Raw genomic sequence first — 17,422 nt, forward strand, 5'->3', positions numbered from 1 at the left:
GCTGATGGGGGATGTTATGGTGGAATAAAAGTAATTAATTTCTGTTATATTTTTAACAATAAAGGTAATTTGATAATGATTTTTTAATAAAAAAGTAGTAATCGCTTGATTATTATTAACCAAAAGGCTACAAATTTATTTAAATTTGGTTTTATGACCATATTTCGATAGTTTATTTGGATGAAAATTATATTCGATGCTATGATGAATAACTAAATGGATAATTTTATCACAAATTTGGTTTAAATGCATCTATGAGATCAATGTTTTCTGTCTGTTTCTATGTGCTGTTTATGCTAACGCGCGGGAGGCAGCTTGCATTTCGGTCCGCATATAAAATGGGCGCAGATTTTTGCGTTTGGACTTGCATGCAAACAGTAATTGCCGTATATTTGTGCCACACAAAGCAAAGGTGATACCTTTTCGGGGTGTAGCGTAGCCCGGTATCGCGCCACATTTGGGATGTGGAGGTCGTAGGTTCGAATCCTGCCACCCCGACCGAGAAGCTCTAACGAAAGTTAGGGCTTTTTTTGTTTCGGGTCAGGAGAGAACCTACGACCTTTTATGGTCCATGAGGTTCGAACCGAAGGAGGCCAGGAAACCGTATAGCTTAACCGTTTTGAACGGTAGAGCGGTTCGGCGTACAGAAATGATTTGCTTTGCTGTAATTCCTGATCTTGAAAATTATCTTTCAATATATCAGTTTGTTAAGTCTATTGTTTTAAATATTTTTGAAAACAACATATTTTTAGTGTACTTTTGTGCCACACAAAACAAAGGTGATATCTTTTTCGGGGTGTAGCGTAGCCCGGTATCGCGCCACATTTGGGATGTGGAGGTCGTAGGTTCGAATCCTGCCACCCCGACATAAAAGCTCTAACGAAAGTTAGGGCTTTTTTTGTTTCTAAGCAGGAAGAGGACCTACGACCTTTTAAAGGATTATGAGGTTCGAACCGAAGGAGGCTCAGGGTTGTAGTTTGGGTGACGCGGGGCTGAGCCAATCCTGCCACCCCGACATAAAAGCTCTAACGAAAGTTAGGGCTTTTTTTGTTTCTAAGCAGGAAGAGGACCTGCGACCTTTTATGGTTTATGAGGTTTGAACCGAAGGAGGCTCAGGAGACCCAGTCGGTGCAGGTAAGCCCAAAAATGAGGCGAGTTCGGTATATTTGTTTACAACAGCATCATACTTTACCTTTTATTCAGAAGCTATGATGATAGGATACAGCTAATACAATACCAAATATAGGGGAAGCAACGTGATCAAATGGACTATAGAAGCATAGCAAAAAAAATAATTGAGCTCAAAGATGCGGATTTAGCATTGAGGAGCGAACTTGTTCAAAGGGGACAATTGAGCGACGGTTATAACGCACAGATACAACAGCTGCACAATCATAATGCGACTGAATTAAACAATATCGTAGAGATAATCGGCTATCCGACCATCGATAAAGTTGGTCAAGAGGCCAGTGAAGCAGCTTGGCTGGTCATACAGCATTCTATTGAAAAGCCTGAATTTATGAGAAAGTGTCTCAAGCTATTGGAAACCGCTGTGGAGGAAAACAAAGCCGAATCGAAAAATTTAGCTTATCTAACCGACCGAATATTAGTTTTTGAGGGTAAACTACAGCTCTATGGAACGCAGTTTGACTGGGATGAAAAAGGTGACTTAAGTCCAAACCCCTTTGACAGCTTGGTTAAAGTAAATAAGAGAAGGAAGGCAATAGGACTTAATACATTGGAAGAACAGACGGAGAGTATAAGGGAACGGGCGAAGAACGAAAGACAATTGCCGCCGCTGGATTTTGAAAAAAGGAAACTGGAAGTTGAAGAATGGGAAAGAAAAGTGGGTTGGAGATAAATGTATTCTTTGCGCTTGATTAGTCGCAAAGAACGCCTGTACCTATGTGTGGCTTATGTTACAAAGGTGCCGTCTTATAAGATGGGACGATGCGCATGTGAGGTTTACGCAATTTTGAAAGCAACCTTCAATAAAATGCTGGTCTACTGGCCTTGATTTTACGCGGAGATTTCAATTTGATAAATAAACGAAAAGAGAGTATATTGCTGATGTCCAATGTTTGTAAAAATGATTTTTAGAAAATAAGTGCAGACTCAAAATCAGCTGCTTTATTACAATTTATGCTAACTAATTCCCTATGACCTCAATCTGGCATATCATTTATATCGGTGGTGTTTTTATGGCCCTGTTTCTTTTCATTCTATTAATCAGTAAACCGAAGAAAAGCGCTGCGGATATGATTTTGAGCACTTGGCTTTTTTTCGCTTTTTTTGATTTGATCTTGGTTGGACTGTATGGGTCTGGGGAAATACTGAAAATGCCGAAACTTTTTGGATGGGAAATGCCCTTTCCCTATTTACATGGTCCTTTCTTATATCTGTATATTCTGTTTGCGACCGGACAGCAGCGGCATACATGGCGTTATCTCCTGCATTTCATTCCTGCTGTGATTGTAGCGGTTATATTGGCTTTTGTGTTACCGGACGCGGTCGCAGAATATAAAGGGAAATATTACATGTTGCGGGAATATGATACTTTCATCTGGATTATGATGTTGGGTTTTATGATCTCGGGGATCGTATATATAATTCTTTCACTAATGTTGTTGCGTCGGCATAGACAGAATATTGTCGGACAATTTTCCAATACGGAAAAAATTACCCTCAACTGGATGCGCTATCTTATTTTTGGTATTGGTGCAATCTGGATTGTCGTCATTATCGAGGGGAGCCCAGAGCTATTTTTTGTGGTCATCACGTTATTCATTTTTTTCTTCGGTTATTTTGGTGTACAACAGGTAGGAATTTTTTCGCATGCGTCATCGGTACATGAGGTGGTACCGCTGCGGGAACTGGAAGCAGTGGATGAAATACGATATGACGAGGCTACCCCAGAACCCGCTGAAAAAGTCAAATATGAAAAGACGAGGCTGGCGGAATCTGAGGCTTCGCTCATCCATGGGAAACTGAATGCGCTGATGAAGGAACAAAAATGCTACCAGGATCCCGAGTTAACTTTGGGGGACTTAGCCAAGATCCTCGAGGTGCATCCCGTTATACTTTCGCAGGTCATCAATTCCAGAGAACAAAAGTCCTTTTATGATTATGTCAATACCTATAGGGTTGAGACCTTTAAGGAATTGTTGTTACGACCCGACAGCAGGCAATATACGATGCTGTCATTGGCCTTCGAGTGCGGCTTCAACTCGAAGACCAGTTTTAACCGGAACTTTAAGAAGATAACACAGATGTCCCCCAGTGCCTATGCAAAAGGGCTCGATGTTCAATTAAAAACAGAGGGTTAAATGTTGAAGGCAATGATAAATCAAGCCTCTTCAACTGATAAAAGCTGGACAGGTCAAAAGATTCACAATATGCCAGCAGCCGGGCCTTCACTGGTATTGGTTGGCGTTATTTTTGTTGTAGCTGCCTGACTATGACATCAGTTTGGCAGATAATTTACATCGGGGGACTGTCCATTACGCTCTTTTTGTGCATTATGATTGTCAGTAAGCGTCAAAAATCAGTGGCTGATCGGATTTTATGTGCATGGTTCTTTTTTGCATGTATCCATTTGGCTTTTATAGGTTGGTACGCTTCGGGATTAGCACTCAAAAATCCGCAGTTCATTTTATGGCAGTTGCCATTCCCATTTTTACATGGGCCTTTCCTTTATTTATACATTTTATTTCTGAGCGCACAGCAGCGTTACCGATGGCGTTATTTACTCCATTTTATTCCTGCGCTTCTCGTCGTTGTGATATTAACTTTTGTGCTTCCAGATGTATTTACACCAGTGGGGGCCGGCATAAAGATATTGCCGCAATTTGAAGCTTTTTTCCAAATCTTGGTCGCAGCGATCATACTTTCGGGCCTGACCTATGTGATGCTGTCGCTTCGGCTGCTGCATGCACATCGCCGCAATATAATTGGTCAGCTGTCGAATACCGACCGCATTACGCTAAACTGGATCCGGTATCTGATCTTTGGTATGAGTGCAATATGGGTAGTGGTCATTTTCTCCGATTCACCACAGGCATTATATACCGTTGTTGCGCTGTTCATTTTTTTTATCGGTTATTTTGGTATTCGTCAGGTCGGTGTCTTCTCGAATTTATCCGCAGCACATGAAGTATACGCTCCAGCCTTACTAAAGCAAAGCTGGCAAAATACCGATCCTGCTCTACCAGCTGAAAAATCGAAATATGAAAAAACGAGACTGAAGGAATCAGATGCTTCGCTCATCCATGGGCAACTGAAGGCTCTGATGAAAGAACAAAAATGTTATCAGGATCCGGAGCTAACTTTAGGTGATTTAGCTAAAAGATTGAATCTGCATCCCGTGATACTGTCGCAGGTAATCAACTCGAAGGAAGGAAAATCCTTTTACGATTATGTGAATAGCCATCGGGTGGAAGCCTTTAAGGAACTGTTGTTGGATCCCAAAAATCAGCAGTTTACTTTGCTATCGTTAGCCTTCGACTGTGGTTTTAATTCGAAGACCAGCTTCAACCGGAATTTTAAGAAGATTACCCAGATGTCTCCCAGTGCCTATGCAAAAACACAGCAGTTTACGTTAATATCGAAAGATTGAATTATCCGCAGATCTTTTTATCGTCAATATACTTTTCATCTTCCTGTTTTTTAATGCCCTGTTATTTGTTTAAACGATCTCGTTGCTGCTACAAAAAGGTATCACCTTATAAGATAGGGCGTCTGACATGCGTGGCTTCTCTATTTTTGGATACTCGTGTGTCAATGGCGGAAGAAATTCTGCTGTTCAGATGAGCGAAGGGTGAACTCTTCGAAAGGAACAAATCATATTAAAATTAAAAAACAGAACATGAAAAATCGAAGTATTAAAAGCGGTGTAAAGACAGGTATATTAGCGATTGCTTTTTTGAGTTTTGCAGTCGGCTGTTCTAAGGATGACGACAATGTGCCCAAACCAGTGGAAGATATCCAAGCAGCTATCGGGACGTTTAAAGGGACCATTCATGTCGCAGGGCGAGATTATTACAATGCCATCGTTATGGTGACAAAAGAGGGGGACGACCTTGTTAAAGTCGCCGCTAAATCCGGAGAGCTATATAGCGCTGTGACGCCTAAAGTATTCAAAGTGCAGAATATTTCCAATATTCATATCTCCTATTCTGGAGGGCCCTCGGGTTCATTTACCTATCTTCTGGATACCAAATCCTTGGTTGTCTCCACGGAAAAAGAAGCTGCGGCCGACGTCAGCTTTAATTTTGAAGGTACTAAACAGTAGTAATGCGTTTTCTGGTGGAGGCTGGTATAAAGCCACACGCCGTATCCAGAGGGGTTAATTAATAAATTGGATCAGCTGTGTCTATGGCTCAGCTGGTTTATTTTTTATAGGTATCAATTGATGCTTATTCCTCGTTCGGCTTTGTCGCTCTCCAGTATAAGCCTTTCTTTTTATTTCGTCCCTAGGTTGGATGTCAGAGCAGCTTTTGCCTTTTTTAACATTCAGACCTTGTATACCAGCGATGAAACAGTTAAATTGCTTAATATTTATTCCAATAGGATATAAACATAAATCATTTGAAGTCCTCATATCTGTTCAATATACCGGATGGATACTATGGATCGCTTCATTAGCTTTAAAATTAAAATTATAGAAAGATGAAAAGAAATACTGCTTTTCTTTTAGGTATTTTGGCTGCGTGCGCGCTGCCGCAAATTGTCGCTGCAAAGTCACCGACCAAGGCACCTGTTCATTATGCTCAGGAAGTCGATGGAAAAGAACTTATCGGAAGGTGGGATATCGAGGTTGATGTCAATGGTACTCCGACACCCTCCTGGCTGGAAGTAAAACTCTCCGGCTTTAAAACTTTAGTGGGCCATTATGTAAGCACTTCAGGAAGTGCGCGTCCTGTTTCGCAGGTTTTCTTTGAAAACGGAAAGTTTAGATTTGCGATTCCACCGCAATGGGAAAGCGGAAAGATGAATCTGAGTGTAGAAGGGGAGGTTGTTAATGGTGTCTTACAAGGAACCATAACGGAGCCTGACGGAAAGACACACCGTTTTAAGGGAGTGCGTGCGCCTGAGTTGAAAAGAACTGGTACCGTAAAATGGGGAAAACCCATACAGCTGTTTAATGGTAAAGATCTTTCGGGCTGGAAAGCAACAGGCAAAACAAACCAGTGGATCGTAAAGAATGGCATCCTGACCAGCCCGCAGTCCGGTTCCAATCTGGTTTCAGAACAGAAGTTTGAAGATTTTAAATTGCATGTCGAGTTTAAAATTCCATCAGGAAGCAATAGTGGTGTCTATTTAAGAGGGCGGTACGAAGTTCAGATTGAGGACAGTCCGAAAGATGCGCATCCAAGCTCGGTATTGTTTGCCGGAGTTTATGGTTTTCTTGCCGCAAACGAGATGGTCAACAAGGGGGCCGATCAATGGCAGACTTATGACATTACGCTTGTGGGCAGATTGGTTACTGTTGTTGCCAATGGTAAGACGGTCATCAGCAATCAGGAGATCCCGGGCATTACGGGCGGAGCGTTGGATAGCCGGGAGGCTGAACCCGGACCAATTTATTTTCAAGGTGATCATGGACCGGTTGAATTCCGTAAGGTGGTCATAACACCAGCGGTTAAAAATAACTGATTTATATCGCAAAGAGACTGTCTGTTGGGCGGTCTCTTTGCTTATATACCGATGACCACCACGACAATATCTTCATTTTGATAAGAAGTGTAATACCGTTCGATCGAACCAGCTTCCTTATATTGCTGCAGTTCCTTAAACACCAATTTCTTTAATATTCCTTTGCCTTTGCCGTGAATAAATTTGATTTCATTCATTTCCCAATAAATGGCGGCGTCGAGATTTGATCTTAAGTAGTCAATGGATTCTAGCAGGAGCTCGTCGGCAGAGTAGTCTTCCCAATCATCAAGAAAAGCGGTAGCATGGAGATCAACGATAGCTGGTGGTTTGCGCATGATTCAATATTTTACAATGCTGCAAATGTAAAATAAAAGGAGGACTTAGCAGGTCAGATCCGCTGTAAAAAAGACAGCATTGGCAAACTTTTCATGCCAGTGTTTGATAATGGCAGCAACTTCGTATTCTTCTTCCTCTGCATGTTTTAGCATCAGTCCTTCGAGTGACTGCAGTAGCTGTCCGAGGTCCAAGAAGAAGCCGTCGAAGTCTCTGAAAGCTGCTACAGTCTCGCGGACGAGCAGCAGACTGTCATGCCTGAGCGATATAATATCGTGGCGGGAGGCGATGCGGTCCAAAAGCCATTCTTTCTGGAAATCAGAAGCGATATGGCGGTCACAGGCCTGATTAAACAACAGCTCGAATTCGACCACCTGATTTTTTAAACTGCGGATTACATCTTGCAGTTCTTCGAAGGTACTGATGATCTTTTCCTGGGTTTCCATATTTTTCGATATTATAGCCATGATCTTTACTTAAAATTTATATATTGTTGGTTTTTAATAATTTAAATAAAAGCATGTAAGGTATATACAAACGGTTTACAAAAATGTTTGGATGATTTGAGTGATATCTGTTTAGAGAAGTGCTTTTTTTTTGCGTTATTCGCGGAGCGTTGTATGGTGTTTAATCGTAATATCGAATGAAAGAAAAAGCAATTGGAAATTATCAGTTAGAAATATGTGCCAACTCTGTGGCTTCCGCTATCGAGGCCGAAAGGGGCGGAGCTTCGCGTGTGGAATTTTGTCAGAATCTGGAAAACGGTGGTACAACTCCCTCGTATGGGCAACTTAAACTCGTAAAAGAAAGGGTTAATATCGGTATTCATGTGCTTATCCGGCCGCGTGGTGGCGATTTTCTATATACCGAAGAAGAAATCCAGGAGATGATCACAGATATCCAGATCTGCAACGAGCTGGGAATGGATGGTGTCGTCATAGGTATTCTAAAGGCGGACGGTACAGTAGACAAGGATAATACCAAGCGTCTGATAGAAGCTGCTCGTCCTATGCATGTGACCTTTCACCGTGCGTTTGATCGGGTCGCCGATGCATTGGGAGCTCTGGACGATATCATCGCGTTGGGGATCGACCGCATATTGACTTCGGGCTTACAGAATACGGCTGTTCAGGGAATTCCGTTATTGAAGCAGCTGGTCGAGCGCGCCAATGGCCGCATTGTCATTATGCCGGGGGCAGGAGTGGATGCTTCCAATATTCTACAGATCCTACAGGAGACGGGGGCAATTGCTATTCACAGTTCGGCAAAGGAAAGCCAGCCTTCCAAGATGAACTTTTCGCAGAGCCAGGTACAGGGGATGGACGAAGCGCAGTGGATGAGCTCAAAAGAAAAAGTCCACCAGATGGTGGACCTATTAAAAAGCCTTTAAAGTGTATACTTTAAAGGCTGCTAATTTCTTCTCTAATTATTTAGCTTCTGCAGCTAATTTGTTTAAGATAGCATCGTTTTTAACGATTTGGCTGCTAGCTTTCATTTTTGATCTGGAACCCAACTCGATGTTACTTCCCAATTTCAAAAACTGAACTTCAACACGTGAAACAGTTTTATTTCTTCTATCTTTTCTTTTTAAACGTGTAACTCCCATTTTGATAATATTTTTATTGTTTAAAATAAAACGAGGTCGGAAGCGGATTCGAACCGCTGTAGGAGGTTTTGCAGACCTCAGCCTAGCCACTCGGCCATCCGACCCTATTTTTTTCCTTTTGAAGGTCTGCAAAAATAAAACTTATAATTGGAATTAAAAAATCTTTGTGATAAAACTTTTTGGTTTGTGACCATTATTCTGAAAACCAAGCTTGTAATTTTCGACCCGCTCACTCTTCTCTATCATTTTTTAATTGTCTGCTTCTTTGTCTGCGAGCATGTTGATAAAGTAGCAATATAGGCAAGTCATTGTATCTTTTAGAGGACATTCAAAATAAATCTGGCACGAGTTTTTTCATTTGTTTTGAAGTGGATATGAATAGTTTACGGATTTTGGAATAGATATTGCAAATGGCACTGTAATAAATCTCATACAGGAAATTATGAGAGTAAGTAGCAATAGAAAAAAGTAAATTAAATTAGGAAACATGAAAAAATTATTATTATCTGCAGCAATTTTATTTGGTTCATTAGGAGCTTTCGCACAAGGTGGATTGGGATATGGGCTCCGTGCGGGTGTAAACATTCCTAAATATTCAATGGAAAATGGAAGTTCTGAATCAAATACAGGTTTTTTTGTGACCGGTTATTTGGATGCTCCAGTTTCACCTTATTTCTCTATTCAGCCTGGGTTGTCTCTTCAGAATAAAGGAGGTAAATGGTCCGAAACTCTCAATGATAACAATAATGGTATTACTGTAAAGCAAAGCATTATGTCACTAGATATACCTGTAAATTTGGTTGCTAAGCTACCTACAGGAGCTTCGGGAAATTTCTTTGTAGGCGCAGGACCTTACGTTGGGTTTGCACTTAGTGGAAAGAATAAGTTTGAAGGAGATCTAGGCAATAGTGGTTTACAAGATGAGGAGGATGTACAATTCGGAAGTGGCGATGGGGATGAGCTAAAACGTACCGATTTTGGTATCAATTTCTTGGCAGGTTATCAGCTAACTAATGGTTTTCAGATTAATGCAGGCTATGGTTTGGGTTTGACCAATTTGTCGCCAAATTCAAATCTTTCCACTAAAAACCGCATCTGGTCAATCGGTATCGGTTTTGGATTATAAGAAATGTAAGTATTAAACTTATTATGAGGAAAGAGTCCCTACGTTTGTGGGGACTTTTTTATTGATTTAAACTTTAGTCGGCCGAAATTGTTATTTTTATTCAAAAGATTGCTACATGAAAAGATTTCTTCCTTTACCCTTTTATGTCAAGTTGGCTTGTGTATTGATCAGCATCCTATTGTTGGGTTATCTGGCTAAAATCGGAGACACGATCCTGATACCGATGATTCTGGGACTTTTATTCGCCTTATTGCTGATCCCACTGAGCAATTTTATGGAGCGAAAACTTCGTTTTCCGCGTACCTTGGCGGGGATTCTGAGTGTGATCTTATTTTTTGGTCTGCTGGGATATGGGCTTTTTCTGCTAGCCTCGCAGCTGACCATGCTTAAGGAGGACTTCCCAGCCTTTAAGCAGCAGATTATGGACGGGGTGGGCAATTTGCAGACCTGGGTAAGTCAGCAGTTTGGTATACAGCACAAGGATCAGATGGACTTCATCAACAAGACGGCTTCCAAATCCGTGGATTCGGGGACGCTGTTTTTAGGAACAGCCTTGGTCTCGCTTTCCTCTATGTTTATTTTATTTGTTTTTACTTTTCTCTACACGTTTTTTCTGCTTATTTATCGGGGGCATATTGTCAAGTTTCTGTTGTTCCTTAACAGGGTCGAAGACCGGCCGATTGTTGTGGATGTCGTTCAACAGGTGCAGTACGTCGTCAAAAAATATCTTATCGGTCTGTTGATCCAGATGAGCTTGGTCGCCCTGCTGGTTTTCATTGTATTATCATTGATCGGCGTAAAATATAGCCTGCTTTTGGCGTTGATTACCGGTGTGTTCAATGTATTGCCGTATGTTGGCATTTTCTCCTCGATGCTGATCATCGCTATTCTGACTTTTGCGACCTCCTCTCTTACGCACGTGGTACTGGTCGTCCTGGCCTTGATTATCGTGCATATGATCGACAGCAATTTTATCGTTCCGAAGATTGTAGGATCTAAAGTGAAGGTCAATTCCTTATTTGCCATGCTTTCCATTATTATTGGCGAAATGATCTGGGGAATTTCGGGTATGTTTTTGGCTATTCCTATCCTGGCTATTGCCAAGATTGTGATGGATCGGATCAGAGAACTCAAACCCTGGGGATTCCTGTTGGGTGAAGAAGACAGCAAGGATGAGGTGTATAAGGACCTGTTCGACAGTCTTAATCCAATTGAACAGAAAATCATTGAAAAAGAAGGTGAGGGCTGAGGGTAACTTTCGTAATTACCACTCCACAGGCTGTGATCCGGAAAGGAATCTCCAACAGGTTGTGATGGGTATCGAAGTTTGTGCATCTGCTTGTGGAGTTCACATCATGTGCGGTTGAAGTATGGGTGCAGTATGGATGCAGTACTGATTCAGTATATCTAAAACATACTTGAGCAATACTTGTCGGATAGCTAAAATGGATTGTGGATTAACTATTCCTTTTCTTCAGCCTAGCTTTACCTTGTCTCTGGCTGCTTTTCAGACATCGCTCGTGGGCTCTTCCGACTAACATTTTACCAACGTCAAGTCAGTCTCAACAGTTGTTCTGCTGGTGCTCGGCTTCACTCTGTGGTCCTTCAAAGCTGAGTCGGAGGCCAGCCGTAGCTTGGCCGACCATGGTCCGGAGAGATTCCCGAAGATGTTTCGAATACTTCTCGAAGGCGACCCGAAGGAGCGCAAAGAATAGTTGTTGAAAGGAAGCAAAGTCAGTGGAGTAGGGCGCGGCTTTTAATGATTTCCAAATTAATTCCGGTATTTTTTCTGCCTTTTATGCTGCTGGCTTCGAATTTTCATTGGGATTTCATCGGGTGGACTCGATGAAATCCCGATGCCGTTCCGATGAAAACCCGATGAACGGTCGAAGTTGGTCAGGAGTTGGTCGGTACTTAATATACCGTTAAGCTACGGGTAGTGTACGGATAAGGTACCAAAAAGGTACCAAAGAGCTACTGGAGATATACTAAAGAGCTACTAAATAGGTACAGAGATCAGTGCCATTTTGGTAAGTCACTGTCGAAGGTTATGTACTTCATCGGAGGTACTTCAAAAAAGCGAATGTCGAATTGAAATGTGGAGTGGGGCGATACTATTCAAATTAATGGATTTATAGGTCGTCTGTGGTATTGGGATCGAAATGATGGATTAATCCCATCATAAATAAATTAAGTGCTTACAACGCTTTGAAATGCGTCGCATTCTGTTAGAAAGCTTAGAAGGTGTTCGCGTGCCATTGCCATGTCGGTTTTTAATTGGTATGTTGAATCTCTCTGCTTGGATAGTTTCAATAATAGGACTTGGACGGCTATTGCCATGGTGGAGTAATTATAATTGGAGAGTGGCCAGATGCATCGTCTTTTGTCGCTGCTTCCTTCGTTACTTGTTCGTCCCATGTTCGGAATGGCTATACCTTTTCCCTAATTCTCCATTCCTCCCTTACATAATCGGTAGGAGACCAGTAGGTTGGCGCTAGGCGGAGGGTAGGGGAAAAGTAGAGAATGGGCGAATCAGGGGCGAACGTCGTGCGAACAAAAAGCGAATAAGACATAAACTAGCAATCTCTATATGTTTGCAATTTATCTCCCGACTCGGTCTGAAAGTTAATTTCTATTTTTTATTTCTTATTGTAATTCAGGAGATTATTTTCTATTTTCGTTGTTATATTTAATTTATTTTTAATGAAAAGAAAATTACTATCATTTGCTGCAGCACTATGTTTTATTGCTGGAGCAAAAGCACAAACATCTTATGGTATTAAGGCAGGTGTTAACTTTGCTAAAATGAAAATTTCAGGCAATCAAGGTGTAAGTTATACTAGTGATGCCAATTTAGGGGCATATTTAACAGGTTATGCTGATATCCCAATGTCTAACGTATTTAGCTTTCAGCCGGGAATTTCGCTCCAAAATAAAGGAGGGAAATTTCCTGCTGGAGTAATTGATCAAGTCGAGGTCAAAGAGACTTTGTTGTATATTGAGATTCCATTAAATTTTGTTTATAATATTCCAACGGGTAATACCGGTAGTGTTTTAATAGGTGCTGGACCTTATGCTGGTGTAGGAATAAATGTGCAGGATAAAAGAGGAAATCTTAGTGTTGGAGGAAGCTTTAGTGACGCTAAATATAAGGCGTTTGATGCGGGCATCAATTTATTAGCAGGTTATAAATTGATAAATGGTATTTTAATTAACGGGGGATATTCACTTGGTTTATCTGATTATTCGAAATACCCCGAGGAAACCGGGAAATTTAAGAATAGACTTTTTTCACTAGGAGTTGGTTACCAATTCTAAACCAGGTACGTTACAATAAAAAGGGCTTTTCGAAAGAAAAGCCCTTTTTTTGTTCAGTAATTGAAATCTATCACACTTTGATTTCTACTTCAACACCTGAAGGCAATTCAAGTTTCATCAAGGCATCAACAGTTTTAGCGTTTGATGAATAGATATCCAACAATCTTTTGTAAGCACACAATTGGAATTGCTCACGTGCTTTTTTGTTAACGTGTGGTGAACGTAATACCGTGTAGATTTTTTTCTCAGTAGGCAATGGAATAGGACCACTAACAACTGCACCTGTAGGTTTTACTGTTTTTACGATTTTTTCAGCTGATTTGTCAACCAAATTGTAATCGTAAGATTTCAATTTAATTCTGATTCTTTGGCTCATAGTATATGATATTATTTAAAAATGACCGCTGATTAGAGCTATTAACAACCAGCGGCCGGTTTATTGTTAAGTTCTATTATTCAACAGAACCTTTGATTTTACCTTTTGATTTTGCGATTACTTCCTCAGCAACGTTACGTGGAGCTTCTGCATAGTGATCAAATTCCATTGTAGATGTTGCACGGCCTGAAGTGATTGTACGTAATTGTGTTACGTAACCGAACATTTCAGAAAGTGGAACCAATGCTTTGATTACTTGCGCACCGTTACGTGAATCCAAACCTTGCATTTGACCACGACGACGGTTCAAGTCACCCATGACATCACCCATGTTCTCTTCTGGAGTCAATACTTCAACTTTCATGATTGGCTCCATCAATACTGGCGAACATTTTGGCAATGCCTCACGGTAAGCCATTTTCGCTGCCAATTCGAATGACAAGGAGTCTGAATCGACTGCGTGGAATGAACCGTCGATCAAACGTACTTTCATGCCTGAAAGTTGGTAACCTGCCAATACACCATTGCTCATCGAAACCTCAAATCCTTTTTGAACTGAAGGAATGTATTCTTTAGGAATAGCACCACCCACGATCTCGTTTACGAATTGAAGCGGAGACTTAACAACATCCCAATCCTCGTCAACTGGAGAGATAACAACTTTGATATCTGCGAATTTACCACGACCACCGGATTGTTTTTTGTACACTTCACGGTGTTCAGTAGTACCGTTGATAGACTCTTTATAAGCTACCTGAGGAGCTCCTTGGTTAACCTCAACTTTAAACTCACGTTTCAAACGGTCGATCAAGATCTCTAAGTGAAGCTCACCCATACCAGAGATCACTGTTTGACCAGTCTCTTCGTCAGATTTTACTACGAATGTAGGATCCTCTTCTGCTAGTTTGCCTAGAGCAATACCCAACTTATCTACGTCAGCCTGAGTTTTAGGTTCGATCGCCAAACCGATAACCGGCTCAGGGAAAGTCATGGACTCAAGAACGATAGGCGCTTTCTCGTCACAAAGGGTATCACCAGTTTTGATGTCTTTGAAACCTACAACAGCACCGATATCACCAGCCTCGATGAATGGGATAGGGTTTTGTTTGTTTGCGTGCATCTGGAAGATACGGGAGATACGCTCTTTGTTGCCTGAACGTGTGTTCAATACATAAGAACCAGCATCTAACTTACCTGAATAAGCACGGATAAAACATAAACGGCCTACGAATGGGTCAGTCGCAATTTTGAAACCTAAAGCTGCGAAAGGCTCATTAACAGATGGTTTACGCTCGATTTCTTCACCAGTATTTGGGTTAGTACCTTTTACAGCCTCTTGATCCAATGGCGAAGGCAACAACTCCATTACTAAATCCAGCATGGTCTGAACACCTTTGTTTTTGAAAGATGAACCACATACCATAGGAACGATAGCGTTATCCAACACAGCTTTACGTAAAGCGTCTAAGATTTCACGCTCAGTCAATGAATTCGGATCATCGAAGAATTTCTCCATCAATGACTCGTCGTATCCTGCTACTGCTTCCAATAATTTTTCACGGTATTCAGCTACTTCATCAACCATATCATCAGGAATTGGCACTTCGGTAAAAGTCATCCCTTTATCGTGCTCGTTCCATACGATACCACGGTTGTTGATCAAGTCAACCACACCTTTGAATGTATCTTCTGCACCGATAGGTAACTGTAACGCAACAGCGTCAGAACCTAACATGTCTTTCACTTGTTTTACAACTTTCAGGAAGTCTGCTCCTGAACGGTCCATTTTGTTAACGAAACCGATACGAGGCACTTTGTAGTTGTCCGCTAGACGCCAGTTTGTCTCAGACTGAGGCTCAACACCGTCAACTGCCGAGAACAAGAATACCAATCCGTCTAATACACGTAATGAACGGTTTACCTCAACCGTGAAATCCACGTGTCCAGGGGTATCGATTACGTTAACTTGGTATTTGTTGCCACGGTAGTTCCAGAATACTGTTGTCGCAGCAGAAGTGATCGTGATACCACGCTCAGCCTCTTGCTCCATCCAGTCCATTGTGGAAGCACCTTCGTGAACTTCACCCAATTTGTGGTTAACACCCGAGTAGTAAAGGATACGCTCAGTTGTTGTAGTTTTACCAGCATCGATGTGTGCAGCGATACCGATATTTCTAGTGAATTTTAAATCTCTTGCCATAATATTTTTAAGCAACTGGCCTGCATGGCCTTATGTGTTTAAATGTAATGTTAAATAAGTACACCGACCTTGATAAAGGATTGTTCGTTTATCGGAGGTCGGTGTAATCATATTTTTTTGAATGTCTTCAAAATTAGAATCTGAAGTGTGAGAACGCTTTATTAGCTTCCGCCATTTTGTGCGTATCTTCTTTCTTCTTAACAGCAGCACCTTCACCTTTAGAAGCTGAAATGATTTCTCCTGCTAATTTTTCGAACATTGTTTTTTCACCACGTTTGCGAGCGTATGAAATTAACCATTTCATACCTAAAGCGATTTTACGCTCTGGACGAACTTCCATAGGAACTTGGAAGTTAGCACCACCTACACGACGTGATTTAACTTCAACAGAAGGCATAACGTTGTTCAAAGCTTTTTTCCAAGCTTCAAGGCCGTTTTCTTGTGTTTTTTGTTCTACTAATTCTACAGCATCGTAAAAAATATCATAAGCGATAGATTTTTTACCATCTACCATCATGTTGTTTACGAAACGCGTTACCTGAACGTCATTAAACTTTGGATCAGGTAAAATGATTCTCTTTTTTGGTTTTGACTTTCTCATTTTTCTTTCCTCCGTTTAATTATTTCTTTTTACCTTTTGCTGGAGCTGCAGCTGCTTGTCCTGGTTTAGGACGCTTAGTTCCGTATTTAGAACGACGTTGGTTACGACCTGCTACACCTGAAGTATCCAATGCACCACGGATGATGTGGTAACGTACACCTGGTAAATCTTTTACACGACCACCACGGATCAATACGATCGAGTGTTCCTGTAAGTTGTGACCTTCTCCAGGGATGTAAGCGTTGACCTCTTTACCGTTTGTTAAACGTACACGAGCTACTTTACGCATTGCTGAGTTTGGTTTTTTAGGGGTAGTAGTATATACACGTGTACATACACCTCTTCGCTGTGGACATGAGTCCAACGCTGGTGACTTACTCTTGTCAACCAGAGCTACTCTACCTTTTCTAACTAATTGTTGAATAGTAGGCATTTACCTGTTTTTGTTTATAAATTTTATACCTAAATTATTTTAAGTTCGCAAAGATACAGATTCCGTTTTGAATATTAAATAGTTAGTGTATAAAATTTAGATTAATTTTCGAAAAGGATGTTCTCCTTTCCGAATAGCGCAACCATTTCCCGGCGTGGATTGAAAAGTTCGCGCTCCTTCTCGTGCATGTTGTCCTTGGTCAAAATGATTTCGCTGGTTGGAAGTTTCATTTCCCCGTCTGTCGGAACCGGTTCGACGCCCGTCTGTGCCATTCTCCGCTGTAACGAAATGACCCGGTTCACTGTCGAAATGATCCCGCCACCTGTCTGCTCGGTTTTGTCCTTGGTCTGGATAATTTAGTCGGGTGGAATTTTCATTTTCCCACATGGAAAAATGATTTCGACACTGGTTTGATTCAATCTGCCATCGCGCAGAATCGATGTTTTACTTGGCGAAATGGAGTAAAAACAGTGCGGAATGTTTCCTTTTCTGAGATAGCTCAATAATATGTAAGGTGTGCTGTGATAATAATGGGGTGTCGTTTAATGCTTGTACAATCCGATATTGAGCTCGCAAGTTTAGCAGCTGCTACTGGTTATTATTATGTTGTCAAATAAGGACAACGATAGTAGCGTTGTCTTAGGCTGGGAGCGAAAAGCAGAACACAATGTTTGACTCGTCAAAATCTTTATTGTCTTGAATACTAGTCGCTCTGTGTTTTTTCTGTGAAAATATTCTTCTACTGGTTTCTGAGTATATTTTATCTTTTTGCGTG

General features: G+C 41.2%; 17 protein-coding genes and 3 tRNA genes. 11 read left to right on the forward strand and 9 right to left on the reverse strand.

Going from position 1 to position 17,422, the window contains the following annotated elements; all coding sequences use genetic code 11:
- The first annotated feature begins 424 nt into the window (after positions 1–424).
- The 7 genes from K7A41_RS16185 to K7A41_RS16215 all read left to right on the forward strand — a co-directional run bounded on the left by K7A41_RS16185 (position 425) and on the right by K7A41_RS16215 (position 6,654).
- A tRNA-Pro gene (locus K7A41_RS16185) sits at positions 425–498 on the forward strand.
- A gap of 294 nt (positions 499–792) precedes the next feature.
- Positions 793–866: transfer RNA gene (locus tag K7A41_RS16190), tRNA-Pro, on the forward strand.
- 398 nt (positions 867–1,264) lie between these two features.
- The gene (locus K7A41_RS16195) at positions 1,265–1,861 is read left to right on the forward strand and encodes a DUF6624 domain-containing protein (RefSeq protein WP_265714504.1); all 597 of its coding nucleotides are present in this window, start codon (positions 1,265–1,267) and stop codon (positions 1,859–1,861) included.
- A gap of 298 nt (positions 1,862–2,159) precedes the next feature.
- Entirely contained in the window at positions 2,160–3,326 is a 1,167-nt protein-coding gene (locus tag K7A41_RS16200) for a helix-turn-helix domain-containing protein (RefSeq protein WP_265714505.1), read from the forward strand.
- 269 nt (positions 3,327–3,595) lie between these two features.
- Positions 3,596–4,615: a helix-turn-helix domain-containing protein gene (locus K7A41_RS16205; RefSeq protein ID WP_265714507.1), complete on the forward strand. Its 1,020-nt coding sequence runs from the start codon at positions 3,596–3,598 to the stop codon at positions 4,613–4,615.
- 249 nt (positions 4,616–4,864) lie between these two features.
- On the forward strand, positions 4,865–5,290 hold the full coding sequence (locus K7A41_RS16210) for a hypothetical protein (RefSeq protein ID WP_037533663.1): 426 nt from the start codon (positions 4,865–4,867) through the stop codon (positions 5,288–5,290).
- Positions 5,291–5,667: 377 nt separating this feature from the next.
- Positions 5,668–6,654, forward strand: a complete 987-nt coding sequence (locus tag K7A41_RS16215) for a 3-keto-disaccharide hydrolase (RefSeq protein WP_265714509.1) — start codon at positions 5,668–5,670, stop codon at positions 6,652–6,654.
- Positions 6,655–6,695: 41 nt separating this feature from the next.
- Here K7A41_RS16215 and K7A41_RS16220 read toward each other — a convergent pair whose 3' ends face one another.
- Together K7A41_RS16220 and K7A41_RS16225 are read right to left on the reverse strand one after the other, a co-directional pair.
- Positions 6,696–6,989 (reverse strand): Smr/MutS family protein, encoded by a 294-nt coding sequence (locus tag K7A41_RS16220; protein ID WP_265714510.1) that lies wholly within the window; start codon positions 6,987–6,989, stop codon positions 6,696–6,698.
- Between the two features lie 45 nt (positions 6,990–7,034).
- The gene (locus tag K7A41_RS16225; RefSeq protein WP_265714511.1) at positions 7,035–7,433 is read right to left on the reverse strand and encodes a hypothetical protein; all 399 of its coding nucleotides are present in this window, start codon (positions 7,431–7,433) and stop codon (positions 7,035–7,037) included.
- Between the two features lie 197 nt (positions 7,434–7,630).
- Between K7A41_RS16225 and K7A41_RS16230 the strand changes: the two genes are divergently transcribed.
- A complete protein-coding gene (locus K7A41_RS16230; RefSeq protein ID WP_265714512.1) occupies positions 7,631–8,377 on the forward strand; it encodes a copper homeostasis protein CutC in 747 nt (248 codons plus the stop codon).
- Positions 8,378–8,413: 36 nt separating this feature from the next.
- Here the strand turns inward: K7A41_RS16230 and K7A41_RS16235 are convergent, their stop codons facing one another.
- Entirely contained in the window at positions 8,414–8,593 is a 180-nt protein-coding gene (locus K7A41_RS16235; protein ID WP_028070512.1) for a hypothetical protein, read from the reverse strand.
- Between the two features lie 33 nt (positions 8,594–8,626).
- Positions 8,627–8,697 (reverse strand) — tRNA-Cys (locus tag K7A41_RS16240).
- 383 nt (positions 8,698–9,080) lie between these two features.
- On the opposite strand from K7A41_RS16240, the gene K7A41_RS16245 reads away from it, so the two are divergent.
- The 3 genes from K7A41_RS16245 to K7A41_RS16255 all read left to right on the forward strand — a co-directional run bounded on the left by K7A41_RS16245 (position 9,081) and on the right by K7A41_RS16255 (position 13,037).
- On the forward strand, positions 9,081–9,719 hold the full coding sequence (locus K7A41_RS16245) for a porin family protein (RefSeq protein ID WP_265714513.1): 639 nt from the start codon (positions 9,081–9,083) through the stop codon (positions 9,717–9,719).
- Positions 9,720–9,834: 115 nt separating this feature from the next.
- A complete protein-coding gene (locus K7A41_RS16250) occupies positions 9,835–10,968 on the forward strand; it encodes an AI-2E family transporter (protein ID WP_265714514.1) in 1,134 nt (377 codons plus the stop codon).
- 1,454 nt (positions 10,969–12,422) lie between these two features.
- The gene (locus K7A41_RS16255; protein WP_265714515.1) at positions 12,423–13,037 is read left to right on the forward strand and encodes a porin family protein; all 615 of its coding nucleotides are present in this window, start codon (positions 12,423–12,425) and stop codon (positions 13,035–13,037) included.
- Positions 13,038–13,107: 70 nt separating this feature from the next.
- Here the strand turns inward: K7A41_RS16255 and rpsJ are convergent, their stop codons facing one another.
- From rpsJ to K7A41_RS16280, 5 genes are all read right to left on the reverse strand, one after another.
- Positions 13,108–13,413 (reverse strand): 30S ribosomal protein S10, encoded by a 306-nt coding sequence (gene rpsJ / locus K7A41_RS16260; RefSeq protein ID WP_028070501.1) that lies wholly within the window; start codon positions 13,411–13,413, stop codon positions 13,108–13,110.
- 76 nt (positions 13,414–13,489) lie between these two features.
- Positions 13,490–15,613, reverse strand: coding sequence for an elongation factor G (gene fusA / locus K7A41_RS16265; protein ID WP_028070500.1), 2,124 nt, complete (start codon positions 15,611–15,613; stop codon positions 13,490–13,492).
- 133 nt (positions 15,614–15,746) lie between these two features.
- Positions 15,747–16,214, reverse strand: a complete 468-nt coding sequence (gene rpsG / locus K7A41_RS16270; RefSeq protein ID WP_028070499.1) for a 30S ribosomal protein S7 — start codon at positions 16,212–16,214, stop codon at positions 15,747–15,749.
- A 19-nt stretch (positions 16,215–16,233) separates the two neighbouring features.
- Positions 16,234–16,647, reverse strand: a complete 414-nt coding sequence (gene rpsL, locus K7A41_RS16275; RefSeq protein WP_002993550.1) for a 30S ribosomal protein S12 — start codon at positions 16,645–16,647, stop codon at positions 16,234–16,236.
- 101 nt (positions 16,648–16,748) lie between these two features.
- Positions 16,749–16,919, reverse strand: coding sequence for a hypothetical protein (locus K7A41_RS16280; RefSeq protein WP_265714537.1), 171 nt, complete (start codon positions 16,917–16,919; stop codon positions 16,749–16,751).
- Between the last annotated feature and the right edge of the window lie 503 nt (positions 16,920–17,422).

The sequence above is a fragment of the Sphingobacterium sp. InxBP1 genome (genome assembly GCF_026191775.1).
Taxonomy (GTDB): domain Bacteria; phylum Bacteroidota; class Bacteroidia; order Sphingobacteriales; family Sphingobacteriaceae; genus Sphingobacterium; species Sphingobacterium thalpophilum.

Bases quoted from the DNA above. Each gene is read 5' to 3' on its own strand.
- rpsG (WP_028070499.1), bottom strand. From the start codon at position 16,214: ATGAGAAAGTCAAAACCAAAAAAGAGAATCATTTTACCTGATCCAAAG.
- K7A41_RS16195 (WP_265714504.1), top strand. From the start codon at position 1,265: ATGGACTATAGAAGCATAGCAAAAAAAATAATTGAGCTCAAAGATGCG.
- K7A41_RS16235 (WP_028070512.1), bottom strand. From the start codon at position 8,593: ATGGGAGTTACACGTTTAAAAAGAAAAGATAGAAGAAATAAAACTGTT.
- K7A41_RS16245 (WP_265714513.1), top strand. From the start codon at position 9,081: ATGAAAAAATTATTATTATCTGCAGCAATTTTATTTGGTTCATTAGGA.
- K7A41_RS16200 (WP_265714505.1), top strand. From the start codon at position 2,160: ATGACCTCAATCTGGCATATCATTTATATCGGTGGTGTTTTTATGGCC.
- K7A41_RS16220 (WP_265714510.1), bottom strand. From the start codon at position 6,989: ATGCGCAAACCACCAGCTATCGTTGATCTCCATGCTACCGCTTTTCTT.
- rpsJ (WP_028070501.1), bottom strand. From the start codon at position 13,413: ATGAGCCAAAGAATCAGAATTAAATTGAAATCTTACGATTACAATTTG.
- K7A41_RS16210 (WP_037533663.1), top strand. From the start codon at position 4,865: ATGAAAAATCGAAGTATTAAAAGCGGTGTAAAGACAGGTATATTAGCG.
- K7A41_RS16215 (WP_265714509.1), top strand. From the start codon at position 5,668: ATGAAAAGAAATACTGCTTTTCTTTTAGGTATTTTGGCTGCGTGCGCG.
- K7A41_RS16280 (WP_265714537.1), bottom strand. From the start codon at position 16,919: ATGGCACAGACGGGCGTCGAACCGGTTCCGACAGACGGGGAAATGAAA.
- K7A41_RS16230 (WP_265714512.1), top strand. From the start codon at position 7,631: ATGAAAGAAAAAGCAATTGGAAATTATCAGTTAGAAATATGTGCCAAC.
- fusA (WP_028070500.1), bottom strand. From the start codon at position 15,613: ATGGCAAGAGATTTAAAATTCACTAGAAATATCGGTATCGCTGCACAC.
- K7A41_RS16250 (WP_265714514.1), top strand. From the start codon at position 9,835: ATGAAAAGATTTCTTCCTTTACCCTTTTATGTCAAGTTGGCTTGTGTA.
- K7A41_RS16255 (WP_265714515.1), top strand. From the start codon at position 12,423: ATGAAAAGAAAATTACTATCATTTGCTGCAGCACTATGTTTTATTGCT.
- K7A41_RS16225 (WP_265714511.1), bottom strand. From the start codon at position 7,433: ATGGAAACCCAGGAAAAGATCATCAGTACCTTCGAAGAACTGCAAGAT.
- rpsL (WP_002993550.1), bottom strand. From the start codon at position 16,647: ATGCCTACTATTCAACAATTAGTTAGAAAAGGTAGAGTAGCTCTGGTT.